Origin of the sequence: Paenarthrobacter sp. YJN-5, from assembly GCF_015040095.1 — a bacterium.
In the GTDB taxonomy this organism is placed as follows: Bacteria; Actinomycetota; Actinomycetes; order Actinomycetales; family Micrococcaceae; genus Arthrobacter; species Arthrobacter ureafaciens.
On the sequence record NZ_CP053544.1, the window covers coordinates 4,019,987 to 4,038,324 of the forward strand.

Sequence of the window (18,338 nt, forward strand, 5' to 3'; positions counted from 1 at the left end):
GTGCTGCGAGCGGGAAATCAGAGCCGGAGCTTCAACCCACGGCAAACCGGGCCGCGGCGTTTTGGATATCGCGGCCCTGTGCGCCGAGCAGAATCTCCGCGGTGCGGTCCACGATCTGGTCCACGGGATTTTCGATGTCCACCTTGTTCATGCGTCGCGGTAGGCGCGTTTGAGCTCACTGCACGCGATCCCCACGTGAGTTGGTTTACCAGTCATGAACGGTGCCGTCCACGAGGCGGTTGTAGGGCAGGTAGGCCTGCTGGTACGGGAACGCCGCGGCGGCTTCTTCGTTGAATTCGACGCCGATGCCGGGGTTCTCGCCCGGGTGCAGGTAGCCGTCCTTGAAGGTCATGGACTGCTGGAAGACCTCGTTGGTCTTGTCCGAGTGCTGCATGTATTCCTGGATGCCGTAGTTGTGGATGGCCAGGCCCACGTGCAGCTGCGCCGCGAAGCCCACCGGGGAGATGTCCGTGGGTCCGTGGAAGCCGGACTTGATCTGGTACTGCGCGGCGAAGTCCATGACCTTCTTCAACGGGCTGATGCCGCCGAAGTGGGTGGATGCGGCACGGACGTAGTCGATCAGCTGTTCCTTGATCAGGGTCTGGTAGTCCCACACGGTGTTGAAGATTTCACCGATGGCCAGCGGGGTGGTGGTGTGCTGGCGGACCAGGCGCAGGCCTTCCTGGTTCTCGGCCGGGGTGCAGTCCTCGAGCCAGAACAGGTCATAGGGTTCCAGGGCTTTGCCGAGCTTGGCCGCCTGGATGGGGGTCATGCGGTGGTGGCCATCGTGCAGCAGCGGGAGTTCGGGGCCGAACTCGTTCCGCACGGCTTCGAACACGGTGGGCAGGTGGCGCAGGTAGGCGCGGGTGTCCCAGTCCTCCTCCAGCGGGAAGTTGCCCCGGCCTGCGGGTTCGTAATCATAGCGCTCCCCCGAGGCCTGGGCCTGCGCGGCAACACCGTACACGGCCTTGATCCCCGGGACGGCGGTCTGGATACGGATCGACTTGTACCCCAGTTCCAGGTGCTCCCGCACCGAATCAAACAGCGACGGAATATCCGAACCGGAGGCGTGGCCGTACGCGCGCAGCCCATTGCGCGAAGCGCCGCCCAGGAGCTGGTAGACCGGGAGTCCGGCCACTTTGCCCTTGATGTCCCACAGGGCCATGTCGACGGCGGCAATCGCGGCCATGGTCACGGGGCCGCGGCGCCAGTACGAGGACCGGTACAGGAACTGCCACGTGTCCTCGATCCGGTGCGGGTCCTTCCCGATCAGCAACTGGGCCACGTGCTCCTTCAAATAGGCAGCGACGGCGAGTTCCCGACCGTTCAGCGTGGCATCACCGATACCGGTCACACCATCCTCGGTAGTGATCCGCAGGGTGACGAAGTTACGGGACGGGCTGGTCACAAAGACATCAGCAGCAACAATTTTCATGATCAAAGATCCTTTCGGAAGGACTGTCAGGTTTAGCGGGAAGCGCTTGTGGATGAGGCCGTGAAGCGGTCTTGAAGGCGGTGTACCTGCGCCAGGACGCCGGGATCGGCGGCCAGCCCAGGATCCAGAAGTTCCAGTAACGCGCGGGTGCGGCGATCGCCGTCGAGGGTATTCGCTTCCGCGATCTCCGCAGCCAGCGGGTCCTTGACGTCGGCGGGAGAAGTAACCTGAGCCACCCAGGCCGCAATCATGCCGGCAGCCCCGTCGCCGGGCCGGCCTTCAGCCCTTTCTGCTGCCAGGACGGGCAGCGCACGCATTCGTAGCTTCGTGGTCCCGTCCACGGCGATCTGGGCCAGATGGTGGGCGATCCTCGAGTTGCTGAAGCGTTCCACCAACGCTGCCCGGTATGCCGGTGTGTCCAGCTCGTCAGGCAAGTGCCGTGCCGCTTCATCCCAGAACTTCTCCACGGCATCCCGGCACAGCGGATCAGCCAATGCTTCAGCTACCGTGGCATGCCCGCGCAACTGGCCGGCATAGGCAAGGATCGAGTGTGCCCCGTTGAGCAGCCAGAGCTTGCGGTTCTCGTACGGCTCGAGGTCCTCCACGAAGACAGCTCCAGCGTCTTCCCAGCGAGGGTGGCCCGCTGGAAAGGTGCCGCTGAGGATCCAGTTCCGGAAGGGCTCGGCAACGACGGGCGCGGCGTCGTCGTACCCGCAGGCGGCCGCGACTTCGGCAATGTCCTCCGCGGTGGTTCGTGGGGTGATCCGGTCCACGGAGGTGCTGACGAAGCTGACGTTTGCCATCACCCAGTCAGCAAAACCCGGGTCAAGGGTTTCCGCGAGGGAGAGCATCGCCTCACGGGTCACCGACCCGTTATGGGCCAGATTGTCACAACTGACGATTGCCAATGGCCCTGCACCATTTTCCTTGCGCGCTGCCAGGGCAACGGCCAAGCGTCCCAAGGGCGTTGCGGAGTGCTCTGCGTCGGCCGCGTCCGTACTGTAGGCGGCCTCGGTGATGGTCAGCGTGACGATTGCGGTTGAAGGTGCGGCAAGCAGCTCCGCCAACCGTCCGACGTCGTTACCGTCCACAGCCTCAACGATGCTGCCGATGACTTCGAACGTATCTCCGGCGTCGGACCTCTCCACCAGAGTGAACACACCATCCTGTTCGGAGAGGACCTCGGCAGCATCGGGTCGACGGCCCGTGAATGCGGCGATGCCCCACTCCCCCGCGTCGCCGGCGTGCTGGGTGAACCAGGCCTGGTGTGAGCGGTGGAAGGCACCCAGACCCAAGTGGACAATGCGTACGGGGGCTTTGGGGCCCGCAGCTGCCACTTCACGGTTCAGCCGCGGGGTGGCGTTGCCGGTCACAGTTTGAAGACCCTTCTGGGTGCGGAATCCACGACGTCGACAATCAGCTCGTGTGCGCGGTCCTCGCTGATGCGGTGTTCGGCTACGAGGCGGGCGAGGAACGAGGCCTCCACCCTGCGGGAGGCATCGTGCCTGGCAGGGATCGAGCAGAACGCCCTCGTGTCGTCGATGAATCCGGAAGACCGGGAGAACCCGGCAGTCTCCGAGACGGCAGACCGGAACCTGAGCATCGCATCCGGCGCATCAAGGAACCACCAGGGTGCCCCCAAGTACACCGAAGGGTAGAACCCGGCAAGGGGTGCCAGTTCGCGGGAGAAGACCGTCTCATCCAAGGTAAACAGCACCAGGTGGAAGTCCTTGGCCGTCCCAAAATCCTGAAGGAGCGGCCGGATGCCCTCGGTGTAGTTCACTGCAAAGGGAATGTCGTGGCCCGTATCCGCCCCGAACGCTTCAAAGGTGGGCGTGTGATGGTTGCGGTACGAGCCCGGGTGGATGGTCATCACCAGGCCGTCTTCCACGGACATCCGCGCCATCTGGTACGTCATGTGCGCTTCGAAGACCTCCCGGTCTTCGAAGGACGCGTTGCCGGACCGGGCCCTCTCGAAGAGGGCCTCCGCGTCCGCCGGATCGAGTTTGAGGGTTGCCGGGGTCCGGACGCCGTGGTCTGCAGACACCGCGCCATGGTCCACGAAGTACCGGCGGCGGTTCTCCAAGGCTGCGATGTAGCCGCCGTAACCCGTAGCACCGTCGCCGGCGGCAGCGATCAGCCGTTCAACATTGGTGCCCCATGACGGGTGTGCGATGTTGATGTAGGCGTCTGGCCGGAAAGTTGGCAGGACGCGTCCGTGGAACGAAGGATCGTTGGCGAGCGCCTTGTGGCTGGAGAGATCGTCCAGGGGATCATCCGTGGTGGCAAGGACTTCGATGTTGAAGTCCTTGAACAGTTCGCGCGGGCGGAAGCCGGGCTCCGCAAGACGTGCCGAGATTGCATCGAAGCTGGCATCCGCTGTCTCCGCGCTAAGTTCCCCATGGAGGCCGAAGACTGTCTCGAACTGGGTCCTCAGCCAGTACCCGGACGCGGTTCCCTCGAACAGCGGCCACGAGCGGCAGAACGTCCGCCAGATCTCCCGCGCCCCGGCGTTCTGCGGCTGGAGCTGCTCCATGCTGACGCCGGACGCATGGATCAGGCGGGTGACATAGTGGTCCGGGGTGACCAGCAGCGCGGCGGGGTCCAGAAAGGGCGTGTTCTGCTCAATGACGGCTGCATCCACGTGGCCGTGCGGCGAAATGATGGGAAGGTCCTGGACACGGGCCAGCAGGTTGCGGGCAATCTCCCGCGTTCCCGGGTCCGCCGGGAGGAGCCGATCCGGGTGGGTGGCGATGGAAGTGGACATCAGTTCAGCCTTTCGACAGTGAGCCTGCGGCGCGGGTTCCGCTGACGGTCAGCCCGGCCGCGTCTGCTGCGCGACGGATGAAGTGGAGGTTTCCGGCCGTGCGTTCGGCCAGGGGCACCTCGGTGGAGAAGTCCTCCACCGTGACCCAGTGGTCGTAGCCCACTGAAGCCAACGCCTTGAAGTACTCCAGGACGCTGCCCTGGCCTTCGGCCAGTGGTGCCCACTCGTTGACCCAAACTGAAGCACCGGCCTCGTCACGGTCTTCGGTGCGGACCCAGCGGGCGTTCTTGACGTGAACGTGTGCAAGGTACGGTCCCAGCAGTTCCAGGGCAGGCAACGGCGATTCCCAGCCCTCGATCAGCAAGTTCCCCAAATCATGGATGACCCCAACGTGCTGCGGGTCCAGTCCCTCAAGGAGCCGGCGTGCGGAGGAGGCGGAGGCAGTCACCGTGCCGTGGTGCAGCTCAACAAGCGCTTTGACTCCGTGGTGGGCTGCCCGTTCAGCCACCCACTCATAGTGCCCACGCGTCGCAGCGGACAGCTCCGGGTAGGACAGGCCGCTGGGTTCCTGTCCGCCCATGGTTGAGTTGCCCAGGGGAAGGACGTTTACCCTCACTTGGCGGGCACCCAAGGCGGCCGTCGCAGCGAGAACCCGCTCTACGCCGTCGTGGTTGTCGCAGCGCGCATAGCCGCCAAGACCGGAGAACTCCAAACCCGCCTCGGAGGTGATCCGGGCAATCTCCGGGACCGAGTCCTCAAGCCCGGTCATCGGCCACGTTGCCTTGTTTCCGGCCCAGAATCCGGGTTCCGGGGCCTCTGCCTGGTCCGTGACCCGCCATTCGATTCCATGCCAGCCCTGGGCAGCCAGCTGCGTGGCGGCCTCCTGCGGAGTCCATTCCGGCGTGGATGCGGTAAAGACAGAGAATTTCATGCCGTGACCTCCTCGAGGTGGCCATTTCCGGTGTGGACCTGGACATCGTTGTATTTCCCGGCCAGAACGTCGGCGATCAAGACGGGTTTACCCAGGGTCGCTGAGACGTAGAGCGCGCGGACGGTGCCGAGGGCTGTGACGGCATCCTCGATCCTGACGCCTGCGGGCCTGCCGGTCCGGATGGCCTCAAGCACATCGCGATACTGGCGGATGTGTCCGGCCGGGTACACGGTGGGATCCAGGTTGGAATCCACCGGCGCTTCCGGGAACTTGGCCAGTTCCTCTTCGGCCTGGTTGCCGCCGCCGCGGATTCCCATGGGCCCACTGTCCGGGCCATTTGGATCGCCCGCATGGAAATACTCGAGATTGTCGTTGTCGATCACGGCAGAACCTTTGCTGCCCATGACCTGAAGCCGGACGGTCAGGCCCGGGTACGCGGCGGTGGTTGCGTGCAGCACTGCGAGCGCGCCGGACTCGAACGTCACAGTAGCTACGGCCGTGTCTTCCACCTCGACGTCCGCGTGGGCAAGGAGTGCCGTCCTGGCGCTGATCTCAATGGGCCGGCCCAGGAACCACAAGAGCAGGTCCACGGTGTGAACGCCCTGGTTCATCACCGCGCCGCCGCCATCCATGGCCCATGTTCCGCGCCATGCACCGGAATCGTAGTACCCCTGGCTCCGGTACCAGCTCACCGACGCAATGGCGGACGTCAGCCGTCCGAAGCGGCCGGCGCGGCGTGCCTGGTCAACCACCACGGAGGCGGGGTCGAAGCGATGCTGGCTGATCACGCTCGCCACCAAGCCCTTCGCCTCGGCGGTTTTTGCCGCGGCAAGGATCTCATCCGCCCGGTCCAGGTTGACGTCCAGCGGCTTCTCAATGACTACGTGCTTGCCCGCTTCCAACACTTCCAAGGCCTGCTCGATGTGCATCCCGCTTGGTGTGGCGATAATGACAAGATCGACGTCGGAGCCGGCCAATGCTTCCTGAAGGCTACTGAAGGTTGCCGGCCGCGTGGCACCGGAGGCTTCGATGTATTGCGCCAGGCCGGCAGCAGCTTCCGGGATTTCATCCACGAGCGCCGTCACGCGCAAGTCGGGGAACTCCCCGACGGCGGCGGCGTGCGTGCGTCCGATGGTGCCGCAACCTGCGATGGCCACGTTGATGGTGCTTTGGTTCGTCTCAGTGCTCACTTGGTTTCTACTCCAGCTTCGTTCACGACTTTTGCAAAGGCACGGGCCGCCATTCCGAACGCGGTGGGTCCGGAGAAGCCACCCAGTCCGTGGGCGCCTGCGAGGTGGGGTTCCAAGCTGGCGAAGCCAACAAACCCGTCCGCTTTGAGCGCCTCCACGGTGCGGAGAAGATCGCCATCGCCTTCACCGGAAGGCACCACGACGCCGTCTGCGAACCGCGCATCCTTGACCTGCAGGTACTCGAGGTGGGGACGGAGCTTCGCGTAGCCTTCGTCGAACGGCTTGACGCCCACTTGCACGAAGTTGGCCGGGTCCCACGCCACTTTCAACGCCGGCGAATCCACAGACTCGATGATGTCCAGGACGCGGTCCGGGGTGTCCCCGAAGATGTCTTTCTCATTCTCGTGAAGCAGGACCACGTCCTGTTCTTCGGCAACAGCGGCGAGGGCCCGCATCCGCTCAATGACTTCGTCCCGGATGCTGTCCACGGCCACTCCTTCCCCGTAGTAGAAGGAGAAGATCCTGATGTAGCGCGCCCCAAGGACGTGCGCAGCGTTGGCCGCGCGCCGCAGGCGTTCCACTTCATGTTCCACCGGCAGCGTCACGTCAACCTTGCCGATCGGCGAAGCGATGGCGGAAACGCCCATGCCGGCATCGTCCAGCAGCGCCTTGAGCTGCCCAAGCTGTGCATCGTCCAAGTCCACGATGTTGGTTCCCCACGCGCTCCGGACCTCAATGTGGTTCGCGCCCAAGGCCTGGAGCACAGCGATCTGCAGCACCGGATCATCGCTGATCTCGTCGCCGAAACCTGAAAGCGTCCACTCAACTTTTGCTGAACCGGTCATTGCTATTTGACTCCTCCGGCGGTCAGGCCGCCCACTAGGTAACGTTGGAAAATCAGGTAGAGAATCACCACTGGCGCTGCACAGACCAGCGAGGCAGCCATCATCTGCCCGTACATCGGGATGGCCCCGCCTTCCTGTGACGCCCCGAAAATCTGCAGGGCAACGGCTGCGGTCTGGCTGTCGGGGCGTGTCATGACCGATGCGAACAGGACGTCGTTCCAGCCCAACAGGAACGCGAAGATCCCGGAGACGACGATTCCCGGCCAGCTCAGCGGAAGGATGATGCGGGTCAGGACACCAAGGTTGCTGGCGCCGTCGATCCTTGCCGCCTCTTCCAGTTCCCGGGGAAGGCCGCGCAGGTAGGTGACCATCACCCACGTAGAGAAAGGCATCGCAAACGTCAGGTACGTGATGAAGAGGCCCCACTGGGTACCGATGACCTGGATGCCCAGGTAACTGGCCGCCGAGGAGAACAGGACGAACACCGGCAGGACCATGAGGGTCCCCGGCACCGACTGGAGGGCCAAGAGGCCGCGCAGTATGGTGAGCCGTCCCAGGAATTGGTATCTGACCAGCACATAAGCGATGGAGATGGACATGGCGGCAGACACGATGGCCGTGGCTCCGGCCACCAGGACGCTGTTGGCCAGGCCCTTGGCCAAGCCCACGCTGGACCAGATCTTGGAGTAGTTCTCCAGCGAGAAGGTCGACGGCCAGAACTCGCCGCGGGCCACGCCGATATCCGAATTCACGGACGCCAGGAAAATGTACGCAATCGGGATCAGGACCGCGGCGCACAGGACAGTCAGGATGATGGCGAGGGCTGGCCCCGGCAGTAGCCGGGTGACCTCATGCTGGCGCTTGGAACCAGGCCGGAATTCTGCGGCAGATGCCTCGCTTCCGGCCGTCCCACGGACCGAAGTAGTTGACGCACTCACTTCTTGCCTCCTGGCGTCTCGGCGTCGTCCAGTTTGACGGCGCGCAGATAGATGAACAACGGGATGGCGATCAGGACCAAGGAAACAAAGGCCATGGCGGCGCTGAGGCCGAAACGGAAACTCTGGAAGCTGGTCACGTAGGTGAGGATCGGCAGGACCTCGACGTCGGACGGTGCCGGAACACCGAACAGGACGAACGGAAGCGTGAAGTTGTTGATGTGATGGAGCATCCCAATGAGGAAGGCAAGCGAGAGCGGCCCCTTAAGGTAGGGGAAAATGACGTACCTCAGCTTGTTCCACCAGAGTGCCCCGTCCAGCGCCGAGGCCTCGTGCACCTCATGGTCTACCGACTGCAGTCCGGAAAGCGCCAGCAGATAGATGAACGGCCACGACGCCCAAATCTGAACCAGGATCAACGTCCAGTACGTTTGCGGCCCGTTGAGCCACAATCCTGCCTCAATGCCGATGCCGCCCAGGACCGAGTCCACGACGCCACCGGGCTGGAACATCGTCCGCCACACCGTTGCTACCACGAACGCGGGCAGCACGTACGGGATCAGGAAAATCGAACGAATCAGCGCCCTGCCCTTGAACGCGTTCTGGGTGGCAACAGCAGCCGCTATGCCCAGGGGAAGAGTGACCAACATGGCAATCAAGGAGTAACTGACGCTCAGCCACACCGAGTGCAGCAGGGGCGAGTCCGTCAGGGCTTCAACGAAGTTCTCCACCCCGATAAACGGCGCGCTGATCCACTTGCGCAACGAGTACTGGTCAAGATTGAGCGTGGACATGTAGATGCCGAGTATCAGCGGCACCACAATGATGACCAGCATGAGCAGGCCGCCGGGAATCAGCATCCACAACGGACGGTTGCGCTCGCTGATGTTCCTGCGCCGCGCCGGCTTCTTCGAAGGTCTCTGGCCCCGGTTGGTTCCTGTGCCTGCGCTCGCCGGCGTACCGCCGTCGGACGTGTTTTCGACGGTGCCGGAGCGGGACAGTTGCCTCTCGGCAAGCGACCCCCCGCCGCTCCTCATTTTCCGGAAGGAATCGGTTGACATTTGGGGTTACCGCCTAGGACTTGGAGGCCCGGTCGAGTGAAGCCTGGCCCTTGGACTGGGCGTCCTTGAGGCGGGCTTCCAGGGCTGAGTCGTCCACAGAGCCCTTGGCAAGGTCGGGAATGGACTGGACAGTGACGTTCAGGAGTCCCAGTTGGATGTCGCCCCAAGCACCGGTGAACGGCGTCGCCTTCGACTTGCCCGCGGCGTCGGCGATGGGCTGGAGCTTCGGATCGGTCAGCGACGCCAGTGCTTCTGCGTTGGCCGGGAGCTCACCGAAGATCTTCTGGTAGTTGAGCTGTTCTTCCTTGGACGTGATGAGCTTGATGTAGGCAAAGGCGAGGTCCTTCTGCTGCGAATAGTCGGCAACCACCACGTTGTCGCCGGAGAGGATGCTGGCGGCCTTGTCACCGTCACCCTTGGGGGACGTTTCACCTGGAGCCACGGTGGGCATGGTGGCGTAGGCGTACTTTCCGGCGATCGCGGACTTGTCGAGCGTGGGCACGGAGCTGGAAGTGGTCATCATCAGGTATCCGGCCTTGCCTGACGCGAAGGCTGCCACAGCGTTGCTGTTGCTCCATCCGATGGCGGCCGGATCCACGATCTTGTCCTTTGTCAGCCAGCCGAAGTAGGTCTCGTAGGCCTTCTTGACGGTCGGGTCATCCATCTTCAGCTTGTCGCCTTCCACGAGCGGGTTGCCGGCCTGGACCGACATCGCCCAGATGAACTTCCAGGGATCGAAGTTGTCCTTGTACCCGGTAGCCAGCCCGTAGGTGCCTGCCCCGGCGTTGGTCATCTTCTTGGCTTGCTCAGCGAGCTCATCCCAGGTGGTTGCGGGCTTCTCTATGCCGGCGGCCGCGAGAAGGTCCTTGTTATAGGCCATGACGAACGGACGGCTGACGAACGGGATGCCGGCCAGGTGGTCCTTGTCCGGTCCGCTGATTCCCAGCGCGGCCTGGTTAAAACGGTCCTTGCCGCCTACCTTGTTCCAGTCGTCATCGCTGAGCGTTACGAAAGCCTTAGTGGCGTAGGCCGTGGGTGTAAAGGTGGTTCCGAGGCTGTACACATCCGGGCCTTGTCCGGAAACAACTGAGGTCTGGATCCTGGTCAGTTCGTCGTTGGCCGATGCAAAGGTTTCGAACTCCACCTCGGCACCGGTCTCCGCCTTGAACTTCGCCGCGATATCCTTGAACCACTCCTTCTGCTGCTCCGGATACTGGTTGTTGACGCCCGTCAAGACGGCGAGTTTCTTCCCTGTGCCGTCCACGGCGCCGCTCGAATTGCTCGAGCCCCCGCTGCTTCCCCCGCAGGCCGTCAAGGCCAGTCCTGCCGCAACGATGACGGCGGCGAACTTCGCTGATGGTGCAAACCTCATTGTTCCTCCTTGGATACAGCCCGTAGACGGTGCCATATGGCAGCAAATGGTGGTGTACGTCACAGGGGCTTTCGGCAACGAGTCTATGAGTTGGCAATTTTTGCGGCAAGCGTTTGCCAAAAGTTGCCAAAACTGTTGCAATTGCTCCAACACATGGTTTCGGTGGCACCTCACCAGGTTTGCCGACGGCCGGAAAGGACCTGACATGGCAGACTCGAGCACCCGGCCGGCCGGGGCACCTCCGACGATTCGCGACGTGGCAGAAATGGCAGGGGTTGCCACATCTACCGTCTCAAGGGCCCTTTCCAATCCGGGACGGGTGAACCGCGTGACCAGGGAACGCATCGAGCAAGCTGCCGCTGCACTCAACTACGTGCCGAGTTCCCAGGCAAGAGGCCTCAGTTCCGGGCGCACGAATGCCATAGCACTCCTGGTTCCCGACGTGACCAACCCGTTCTATTTCGACATCATCCGCGGCACCCAGAACCAGTTGAAGGCCGCCGGCTACACACAGTTGCTGGTGGACACCGAGGAGTCCGCGGAAATGGAGGCGGACACCCTACGAAAAATGCAGCGGACAGCAGATGGATTTATCCTTGCGGCGTCCCGCCTCACGGACGCCCAGCTCGCAGAGGCAGCCTCAGCCCACGCCATCGTGACCATCAACCGGTCGTCGTCGAACGCCCCGACCGTCATGATCGACACCCCCGGGGCCATAGTCCAGGCGATCGACCATCTGTCCTCCCTCGGCCATTCCAGCATCTGCTACGTCGGAGGCCCCGCTTCCTCATGGTCAAATGCCAAGCGCTGGAAGACGTTTGAGGACGAGAGCCGCGAGCGGGGGTTGACCATCTCGCGGGTGGGACCTTTTGCTCCAAAAACCACCTCCGGGGCCGCCGCAGCTGACGCTGCCGCCAGGACCGGGGCAACGGCATGCATCGTTTTCAACGACCTCCTGGCCATCGGAATGCTGCAAAGGCTGCGGGAACGCGGAATCCGCGTCCCTGAGGACATGAGCATCGTTGGCTGTGACGACATCTTCGGGGCCGACTTCTGCAATCCCCCACTGACCACCATCGCTTCGCCCATCGAGCAAGCGGGGCGGGTGGCGGTGTCCATGCTGCTGACACAGCTGGACCCTTTGCATGCGGCCTCGAGCCGTCGACTGGCCGTCATGCCCACGCACCTCACGGTCCGCGGCTCCACCGGCCCGGCCCCCAAGTAGGTAGCAGCAGAGCGCGTTTAGCGGGCTCAGAACGCGCACAACTGCGACTTACTTGGGCACGCCGCTTCATGATGGTTGAGGCTTTGCGATCCCGCTGACTAGTGTTGAACCCATGCGCGAACTCCAGGCCACAATCATTGAGGAAATGGGCGTACAGCCCCGGATCGATCCCGCGGGGGAGGTCCGCAAACGGGTTGAATTCCTGAAGGAATATGTGAAGGCGACCGGCACCAAGGGGTTCGTCCTGGGCATCTCCGGAGGGCTCGACTCCACGCTGGCGGGCAGGCTCGCCCAGTTGGCGGTGGAAGAACTCCAGGCAGAAGGCGTGGACGCGAACTTTGTGGCCGTGCGGCTCCCCTACGGCGTGCAGCATGACGAGGACGACGCCCAGGCAGCCATGGACTTCATCAACGCCAAGACCGAGTGGACCTTTAACATCGCCGCCGCGGTGGACGGCTTCGAGGACGAGTTCCGGAAAACCACCGGCGCGGAGATCTCGGACTTCCACAAGGGCAACACCAAGGCCCGCGCACGCATGATCGCGCAGTACGCCCTTGCGGGCGAGCACAATTACCTGGTGATCGGCACCGACCATGGCGCCGAATCCGTCACGGGGTTCTTCACGAAATACGGCGACGGCGGCGCGGACATCCTGCCGCTGTTTGGACTGAACAAACGCCAGAACCGCGCAGTGCTTGCCGAACTCGGCGCACCCGCGCGCCTCTGGCAGAAGGTTCCCACCGCTGACCTGCTAGATGACAAGCCGGGCCGGACCGACGAGGACGAACTGGGCATCACCTACGACCAGATCGATGACTACCTCGAAGGCCGCGACGTACCCGAGGGTGTCGCCGAACTCATCGAGCAGAAGTACTTGCGGACCCGCCACAAGCGGACCGTCCCGGTCACGATTTTCGACACGTGGTGGAAATAGCCCACCGCGCCTGACCAGCGTCACCGCACTGCCCTAGGCAGACAGCCTCAAGCACGACGGCGGGTGCCGGCTTCCGTACGGAAGTCGGCACCCGTCGTCGTGCTTTAACCCTCTATCACGTCCCACCCCCAACAGCCGATCGCTCTATCACATCCCACGCCTTCCGGCCGATCGCTCTATCACATCCCGTTGACGACTCGATCTTACCGATATATCGTTAAGTATCGCCGATAATCCTTCGGCGACCTTAACAACCGAAAGGAAGATGCTGCGATGAAAGGCATCAACGAACACGACAACAACGCATTTCCAGAGCACGGCCATGGGCACCCCGAGCACGGGGGCGGTCGCGGCCGCTTCAACCGCGGCAGGGGACGCCGCGGCCCTGGTGGTCACGGCGGCGGATTCGGTCCAGGCTTTGGCCCGGGATTCGGCCCGGGCGGTTTTGGCCCCCGCGGCTTCGGACCGGGCGGTCCGCGCCGCAACCGCGGCGACGTCCGGGCAGCCATCCTCTCGCTGCTGGCCGAAGCTCCATCCAACGGCTACGGCCTGATCAAGACCATCGCGGAGAAGACCTCCGGCGCATGGCGGCCAAGCCCGGGATCCGTTTACCCGACCCTGCAGCAATTGGTGGACGAAGGCCTCATTGCTGCTGTGGGCGAAGGCAAGCGAACGGAATTCACCCTCACCGATGAAGGCCGTGCCTACGTCGCCGAGCACGAAGAGGAATTGGCCAACGCCTGGAACACCGAAGCCGACGCCACCGGCGCCGCCTTCCACCAGAGCGTGGGCAAGCTGATGGGAGTCATCCACCAGTTCCGCTCGGGAGTCTCCGATGAACAGCGGCACGCAGCCATCGCGAAGCTCGACGAAACCCGTCGGGCGCTCTACCTGATCCTCGCTGACTAACAGTGATCCATCCCTTGACCTTGGGGTGTTGACCTTGACGTAACGTCAACGCCTACTGTCGAAGAACAGGCACAGGACGGAGGACGGATGGACTGGTCGATCCAGGAAATCGCCAAGATGGCCGGAACCACCAGCAGGACGCTGCGGCACTACGACGACATCGGGCTGCTCAAACCAAGCCGGACCGGACATAACGGCTACCGCTACTACGACGGTCCGGCCTTGGTTCAGCTCCAGCGCATCCTGTTGCTCCGGGAGCTCGGGCTTGGCCTTCCCGCAATCGCGGAAGTGCTGGCTCGGGAGACAGACACCGTCAAGGCCCTCAGCAGCCATTTGGAGTGGCTCAGCCAAGAGCGGGATCGGCTGGCCCGGCAGATGGCCTCCGTTCAGCAAACCATCAAGACATTGAAAGGGGATGGAAACTACATGGCACAGGACATGTTTGACGGCTTCGACCACACTCAATACAAAGACGAGGTGGAGGAGCGATGGGGCAAGGACGCCTACGCCAAGAGCGACTCGTGGTGGCGTGGCATGAGCCCGGAAGAAAAGCAGGACTGGAAGGGCCGGGCCGGGAAGCTGGGAAGCGACTGGATAGCGGCGGCCTCCGCCGGCATCCCGCCGGAGAGCCCGGAAGCGCAGGACCTCGCGCAGCGGCATGTTGAATGGCTTCGCGGCGTTCCGGGAACACCATCCGCCACCCCGGGCGGAGATGTGAAGGGCTACGTTATCGGCCTCGGCGAGATGTATGTGGCAGACCCCCGGTTCGCCGCGAACTACGGCGGAGAAGCAGGGGCGATGTTCGTCCGCGACGCACTGCGGATCTACGCGGAGGCGAATCTCTGAGCAACGCACGTCCGGGACGGCAAGCGCCCCGATCCCCGGGTTATGGCGGGCCATGACGGCCCGCCTGCACTTCGGCCGGCGTCATAATCCGGGCGGAATCACAAACCTGTAATTCGAATACTAGAATCCCCGAGGGCGTTCAGCCACAAGCGCTCTCATCATCGGCCGCTGACTCACGGTTCGATATCGAAATGGGGATTTCTTCGTGTCCAATCACATCCCGCCCGGGACGGGTTCATTCCGGCTGCCCACCTCAACAATTTGCATGGGCATCATCGCTGTTCTCTTGCTGATAATCAGCGCCTTCGCATCCGGACTCGGCGGCATGTTGATCATGCTTGGCCTGCTGGCCCTGCTGACCGGAATCTACGTTGTAGCCACGGGCCGGCGTTCCTGGGCGTTGTTGCCCGGCGGTCGCCGCGCCGGAGCAATCGTCCTGACCGGTGCTCTGGTCTTCTTCGTTGCCGGCGGCGCGTTGAGCCCTGCTCAACCGAGGGAAACGCTGGAGGCTTCCAAAGCTGCTTCCGAGGCGCAGAAGCTGGTGGACGCTTCCGCTTCGCCGTCGGCAACAGCCACGCCAACGCCAACTTTCAGCGCGTCCGACGCCGGAGCTCCCTTGGATCCCGACGGCACCAAGGCTCTCGCCGCCGGAGCGTCATACAAAGCTCCGCACGCACAGCCGGCGTACGCCTCAAAGGCGCTGGACGTCCTGGCCACGCTGCCCATCAAGGGCCGCGCTCCGAAAACCGGCTACGACCGCGATGAGTTCGGGCAGGCTTGGGCCGACGTCGACCGCAACGGATGCGACACCCGCAACGACATCCTCAAGCGCGACCTCACACAGATCGCGTACGCCAACAGCGTTCCCTGCAAAGTCCAAAGCGGTACTCTCGCGGATCCGTACACGGCCAGGACCATTGGCTTTGTGCGCGGTGCCAGCACCAGCGCTGCCGTTCAGATCGACCACGTTGTTGCCCTAAGCGACGCCTGGCAGAAAGGCGCCCAGCAGCTGAGCCTTGAACAACGCACCGCTTTGGCGAATGATCCGCTGAACCTGCAGGCCACCGACGGGCCTACCAACCAGCAAAAGGGCGACGGCGACGCAGCGACCTGGTTGCCGCCACACAAGTCATTCCGGTGCGAGTACGTCGCCCGCCAGATTTCCGTGAAAGCCACCTACAGCCTCTGGGTGACACAGGCGGAGCACGACGCCATGGTCGGTATCCTGACGGATTGCCCGGGACAGCTGGCGCCCACGAATGAGAAGGCCCCGGTTGAGACACCGTCTCCGGCAGCACCCGCAGTTGTTGAGCCGGCTCCGGCAGCGCCTGCTCCCCCGGCTGTTGTTGCGCCTGCGCCTGCTGCCCCGGCGCCCGCTCCCGCTGTTGTACCTCCCGCCCCGGCACCCGCTCCCGCTGTTGTACCCCCAGCCCCGGCACCTGCACCTGCACCTGCACCTGCACCCGCGTATTACGCCAACTGCGCGGCGGCCAGGGCTGCCGGTGCTGCACCCTTGTACGCCGGACAGCCCGGGTACAGGGCGGGATTGGACGGAGATAAAGACGGAGTGGCCTGCGAAAAGTAAGCCTCCCTCGAAACATCCTGCCTCCGGTACGCGTCCCCTCGGGGTTCTGACCGGGGGCAGGACTCTTTCGCGCACCCTGCCCGCAGTTTCCCGGCTGGTTTTTCCACATACGGGCTGGGGGCTGGTTACAGGGTTTGGGTGGGGTGGAAGGCTTGGTTTATGGGTTTGAGCGGGCAGGTTGTGGTGGAACGGGCGGGTACGCCCGGTGCTGCGGCTGCCATGGACGCTGAGGCCGGGGCTGGTGTGGGTAGAGCTGGTGTGGCAATCACGACGGCGGGGGCAGACAACGTGGGGACGGCACCCGGTTTCGCTGCTGCAAACGGCGGTGGCCCTTCCGGCGCCGGCAGTTCCGGCGCCGCTCACCCGTCCGGCGTTGGCAGTTCTGACCGCGGTGAGCCTACCGGCGTCGGCAGTTCTTCCAGTGACGTGGGCTTGTCCGAAGGCATGGGTCTTTCTGATGGCGGCGGTGGGGTCGTTGAGGATGTGATGGAGGCGTTGGAGGACGGGGCTGCGGTGTTGGAGACTGCGCGTGCCCTGGCGTTACCGGCAGGACGGGTGTTCGATGTTCAGGAAGCAGCAGACTTCGCTGCCCGGGTCGAGGATCTCTCCCGAAGCATCGGCTACCTGCAGATCATCGCAGCCCACGCGGTCGAGCGCACCCGCACCGAAGCCAAACACAACCCCGCAAAGCCCGTCCCGGGCTGGCGGACCGGCTGGACCGAAACCCCACACCCCGCCCACCCGCACACACCCGGCACCACTGCCCGGGCCGGTCGACCGGCCTCCGCTGCCGGTGCCGTGCTTGGGGCCGTTGTGGGGTCCGGGCCCGTGAGGTCTTCTGTTGCGGGGCCTGGTTCGGTACTCGATGACGGGGGTGTCAGATGGTTTGTGTAGGAGTTCCGGTCCCCTGGTTGATTGGAGAAAACTGTGACCATGACTGGTTCTAGTGAAGAGCTCAGCGCGGAGCTTGCCGCGAAGGTCGCTGCTGCCGGGGGGATGGAGCAGCTGCGCGAGTCCGGTGCGTTTGATGAGCTAATGGAACAAATCGATTCGGCTGAACTGCAGATTGATGGCAAGAACGGTTTCCTGAACCAGATGATCAAGGCCGTTCTGGAGCGTGGACTGAAGTCCGAACTTTCCGGTCATCTCGGCTATGAAAAGGGAGATCCCGCGGCACGTTTGCTGCCCAACTCACGCAATGGGTTCTACCCGAAAACGCTGGCCAGTCAGGCCGGCGATGTTGACTTGGCCATCCCGCGGGACCGGAATGGTTCGTTCGTTCCGCGGCTCGTGCCCAAGGGTGCCCGACGCACGGGTGGCTTGGACGAAATGATTATCAGTCTTTATGCCGGTGGCATGACGGTCAGAGACATCCAGCATCATCTGGAATCAACGATTGGAACCGAGCTTTCGCACGAAACGATCTCCAAGATCACCGATGACGTTCTGGATGAGGTGATGATCTGGCAACGCCGGCCGCTGGATCCGATGTACCCGATTCTCTATTTGGATGCGATCGTGGTCAAAGTCCGCGACGGGGCGCAAGTACGGAACAAAGCTGCGCACATTGCCGTGGGCGTCGATATGGACGGCATCAAGCACGTACTGGGTATCTGGGTCGAGGCCACCGAAGGGGCCAAGTTCTGGGCCGGGGTCTGCGCGGAACTTGCCAACCGAGGAGTCCGGGACGTACTCATTGTCTGCTGTGACGGCCTGACGGGCTTTCCCGAAGCCATCGCCGCGACGTGGCCCCTGGCCACGGTCCAGACCTGTGTAGTCCATCTGATCAGGGCGTCGATGCGGTTCATTGGCTACAACGACAGGAAACGGGTCGCAGCCGCACTCCGGCCGATCTACACGGCCTCCTCAGCTGAAGCCGCGCAAACGGAACTGGAGGCGTTCGCGTCTTCCGAGCTGGGCAAAAAGTACCGTGCGACGGTCAATACCTGGCGCAACAGCTGGGAAAAGTTCGTTCCCTTCCTCGCTTTCGCGCCGCCGCTGCGCCGGGTGATCTACACCACCAACGCCATTGAATCGCTGAACTACCAGCTCCGGAAAATCATCAAAAACCGCGGCCATTTCCCGAACGACACCGCCGCGGTCAAACTGCTCTGGCTGGCCATCTGCAACATCGAAGACAAACGAGCCAGCGAACGCGCGAAGATCCACGGACAGGCCCGCGAGAACAAAAGCAAAACCGTCCACACACTCATCGAAGGTGCCCAAAGCCAAGGCTGGAACGAAGCACTAGGCATCCTCGCCATCACATACCCCGAACGCATCGAACCCTACTTGGGCTGAAC

16 protein-coding genes are annotated in these 18,338 nt (G+C 63.4%); 7 read left to right on the forward strand and 9 right to left on the reverse strand.

All coding sequences use genetic code 11. The annotated features are described in order from the left end of the window. Positions 1–205: 205 nt before the first annotated feature. From manD to HMI59_RS18610, 9 genes are read right to left on the reverse strand one after another with little or no spacing between them, the layout of a single operon-like run. Positions 206–1,435, reverse strand: coding sequence for a D-mannonate dehydratase ManD (gene manD / locus HMI59_RS18570; RefSeq protein WP_193592151.1), 1,230 nt, complete (start codon positions 1,433–1,435; stop codon positions 206–208). 32 nt (positions 1,436–1,467) lie between these two features. Next, a complete protein-coding gene (locus HMI59_RS18575) occupies positions 1,468–2,808 on the reverse strand; it encodes a mannitol dehydrogenase family protein (protein ID WP_193592152.1) in 1,341 nt (446 codons plus the stop codon). Further along, a complete protein-coding gene (gene uxaC / locus HMI59_RS18580) occupies positions 2,805–4,202 on the reverse strand; it encodes a glucuronate isomerase (RefSeq protein WP_193592153.1) in 1,398 nt (465 codons plus the stop codon). Before uxaC ends, HMI59_RS18575 begins: the two co-directional genes overlap by 4 nt. 4 nt (positions 4,203–4,206) lie before the next feature. After that, on the reverse strand, positions 4,207–5,133 hold the full coding sequence (locus tag HMI59_RS18585; protein ID WP_193592154.1) for a sugar phosphate isomerase/epimerase: 927 nt from the start codon (positions 5,131–5,133) through the stop codon (positions 4,207–4,209). Continuing rightward, complete coding sequence (locus HMI59_RS18590) at positions 5,130–6,323, reverse strand: Gfo/Idh/MocA family protein (protein ID WP_193592155.1); 1,194 nt, start codon at positions 6,321–6,323, stop codon at positions 5,130–5,132. Before HMI59_RS18590 ends, HMI59_RS18585 begins: the two co-directional genes overlap by 4 nt. Beyond that, positions 6,320–7,168: a sugar phosphate isomerase/epimerase gene (locus HMI59_RS18595; protein ID WP_193592156.1), complete on the reverse strand. Its 849-nt coding sequence runs from the start codon at positions 7,166–7,168 to the stop codon at positions 6,320–6,322. The genes HMI59_RS18590 and HMI59_RS18595 overlap by 4 nt, the downstream gene beginning before the upstream one ends. A 2-nt stretch (positions 7,169–7,170) precedes the next feature. Continuing rightward, complete coding sequence (locus HMI59_RS18600; protein WP_193592157.1) at positions 7,171–8,106, reverse strand: carbohydrate ABC transporter permease; 936 nt, start codon at positions 8,104–8,106, stop codon at positions 7,171–7,173. Continuing rightward, a complete protein-coding gene (locus HMI59_RS18605; protein WP_193592158.1) occupies positions 8,103–9,164 on the reverse strand; it encodes a carbohydrate ABC transporter permease in 1,062 nt (353 codons plus the stop codon). The genes HMI59_RS18600 and HMI59_RS18605 overlap by 4 nt, the downstream gene beginning before the upstream one ends. A gap of 13 nt (positions 9,165–9,177) precedes the next feature. Beyond that, a complete protein-coding gene (locus HMI59_RS18610; protein WP_193592159.1) occupies positions 9,178–10,536 on the reverse strand; it encodes an ABC transporter substrate-binding protein in 1,359 nt (452 codons plus the stop codon). 205 nt (positions 10,537–10,741) lie between these two features. On the opposite strand from HMI59_RS18610, the gene HMI59_RS18615 reads away from it, so the two are divergent. The 7 genes from HMI59_RS18615 (at position 10,742) to HMI59_RS18645 (ending at position 18,336) form a co-directional block, all read left to right on the forward strand. Continuing rightward, positions 10,742–11,761, forward strand: coding sequence for a LacI family DNA-binding transcriptional regulator (locus HMI59_RS18615; RefSeq protein ID WP_166186707.1), 1,020 nt, complete (start codon positions 10,742–10,744; stop codon positions 11,759–11,761). Between the two features lie 112 nt (positions 11,762–11,873). Next, positions 11,874–12,695 carry an ammonia-dependent NAD(+) synthetase gene (gene nadE / locus HMI59_RS18620; RefSeq protein ID WP_166186706.1) on the forward strand — a complete coding sequence of 274 codons (822 nt, stop codon included), beginning with the start codon at positions 11,874–11,876 and terminating at the stop codon, positions 12,693–12,695. 273 nt (positions 12,696–12,968) lie between these two features. Then, a complete protein-coding gene (locus HMI59_RS18625; RefSeq protein WP_193592160.1) occupies positions 12,969–13,604 on the forward strand; it encodes a PadR family transcriptional regulator in 636 nt (211 codons plus the stop codon). 87 nt (positions 13,605–13,691) lie between these two features. Next, positions 13,692–14,450 carry a MerR family transcriptional regulator gene (locus tag HMI59_RS18630; RefSeq protein WP_193592161.1) on the forward strand — a complete coding sequence of 253 codons (759 nt, stop codon included), beginning with the start codon at positions 13,692–13,694 and terminating at the stop codon, positions 14,448–14,450. A gap of 265 nt (positions 14,451–14,715) precedes the next feature. Then, positions 14,716–16,035, forward strand: a complete 1,320-nt coding sequence (locus tag HMI59_RS18635) for a DUF1524 domain-containing protein (RefSeq protein WP_227471446.1) — start codon at positions 14,716–14,718, stop codon at positions 16,033–16,035. A 159-nt stretch (positions 16,036–16,194) separates the two neighbouring features. Further along, positions 16,195–16,929 carry a hypothetical protein gene (locus tag HMI59_RS26050; RefSeq protein WP_193592162.1) on the forward strand — a complete coding sequence of 245 codons (735 nt, stop codon included), beginning with the start codon at positions 16,195–16,197 and terminating at the stop codon, positions 16,927–16,929. A gap of 102 nt (positions 16,930–17,031) precedes the next feature. Next, entirely contained in the window at positions 17,032–18,336 is a 1,305-nt protein-coding gene (locus HMI59_RS18645; protein WP_166186724.1) for an IS256 family transposase, read from the forward strand. The last annotated feature ends 2 nt before the right edge of the window (positions 18,337–18,338 follow it).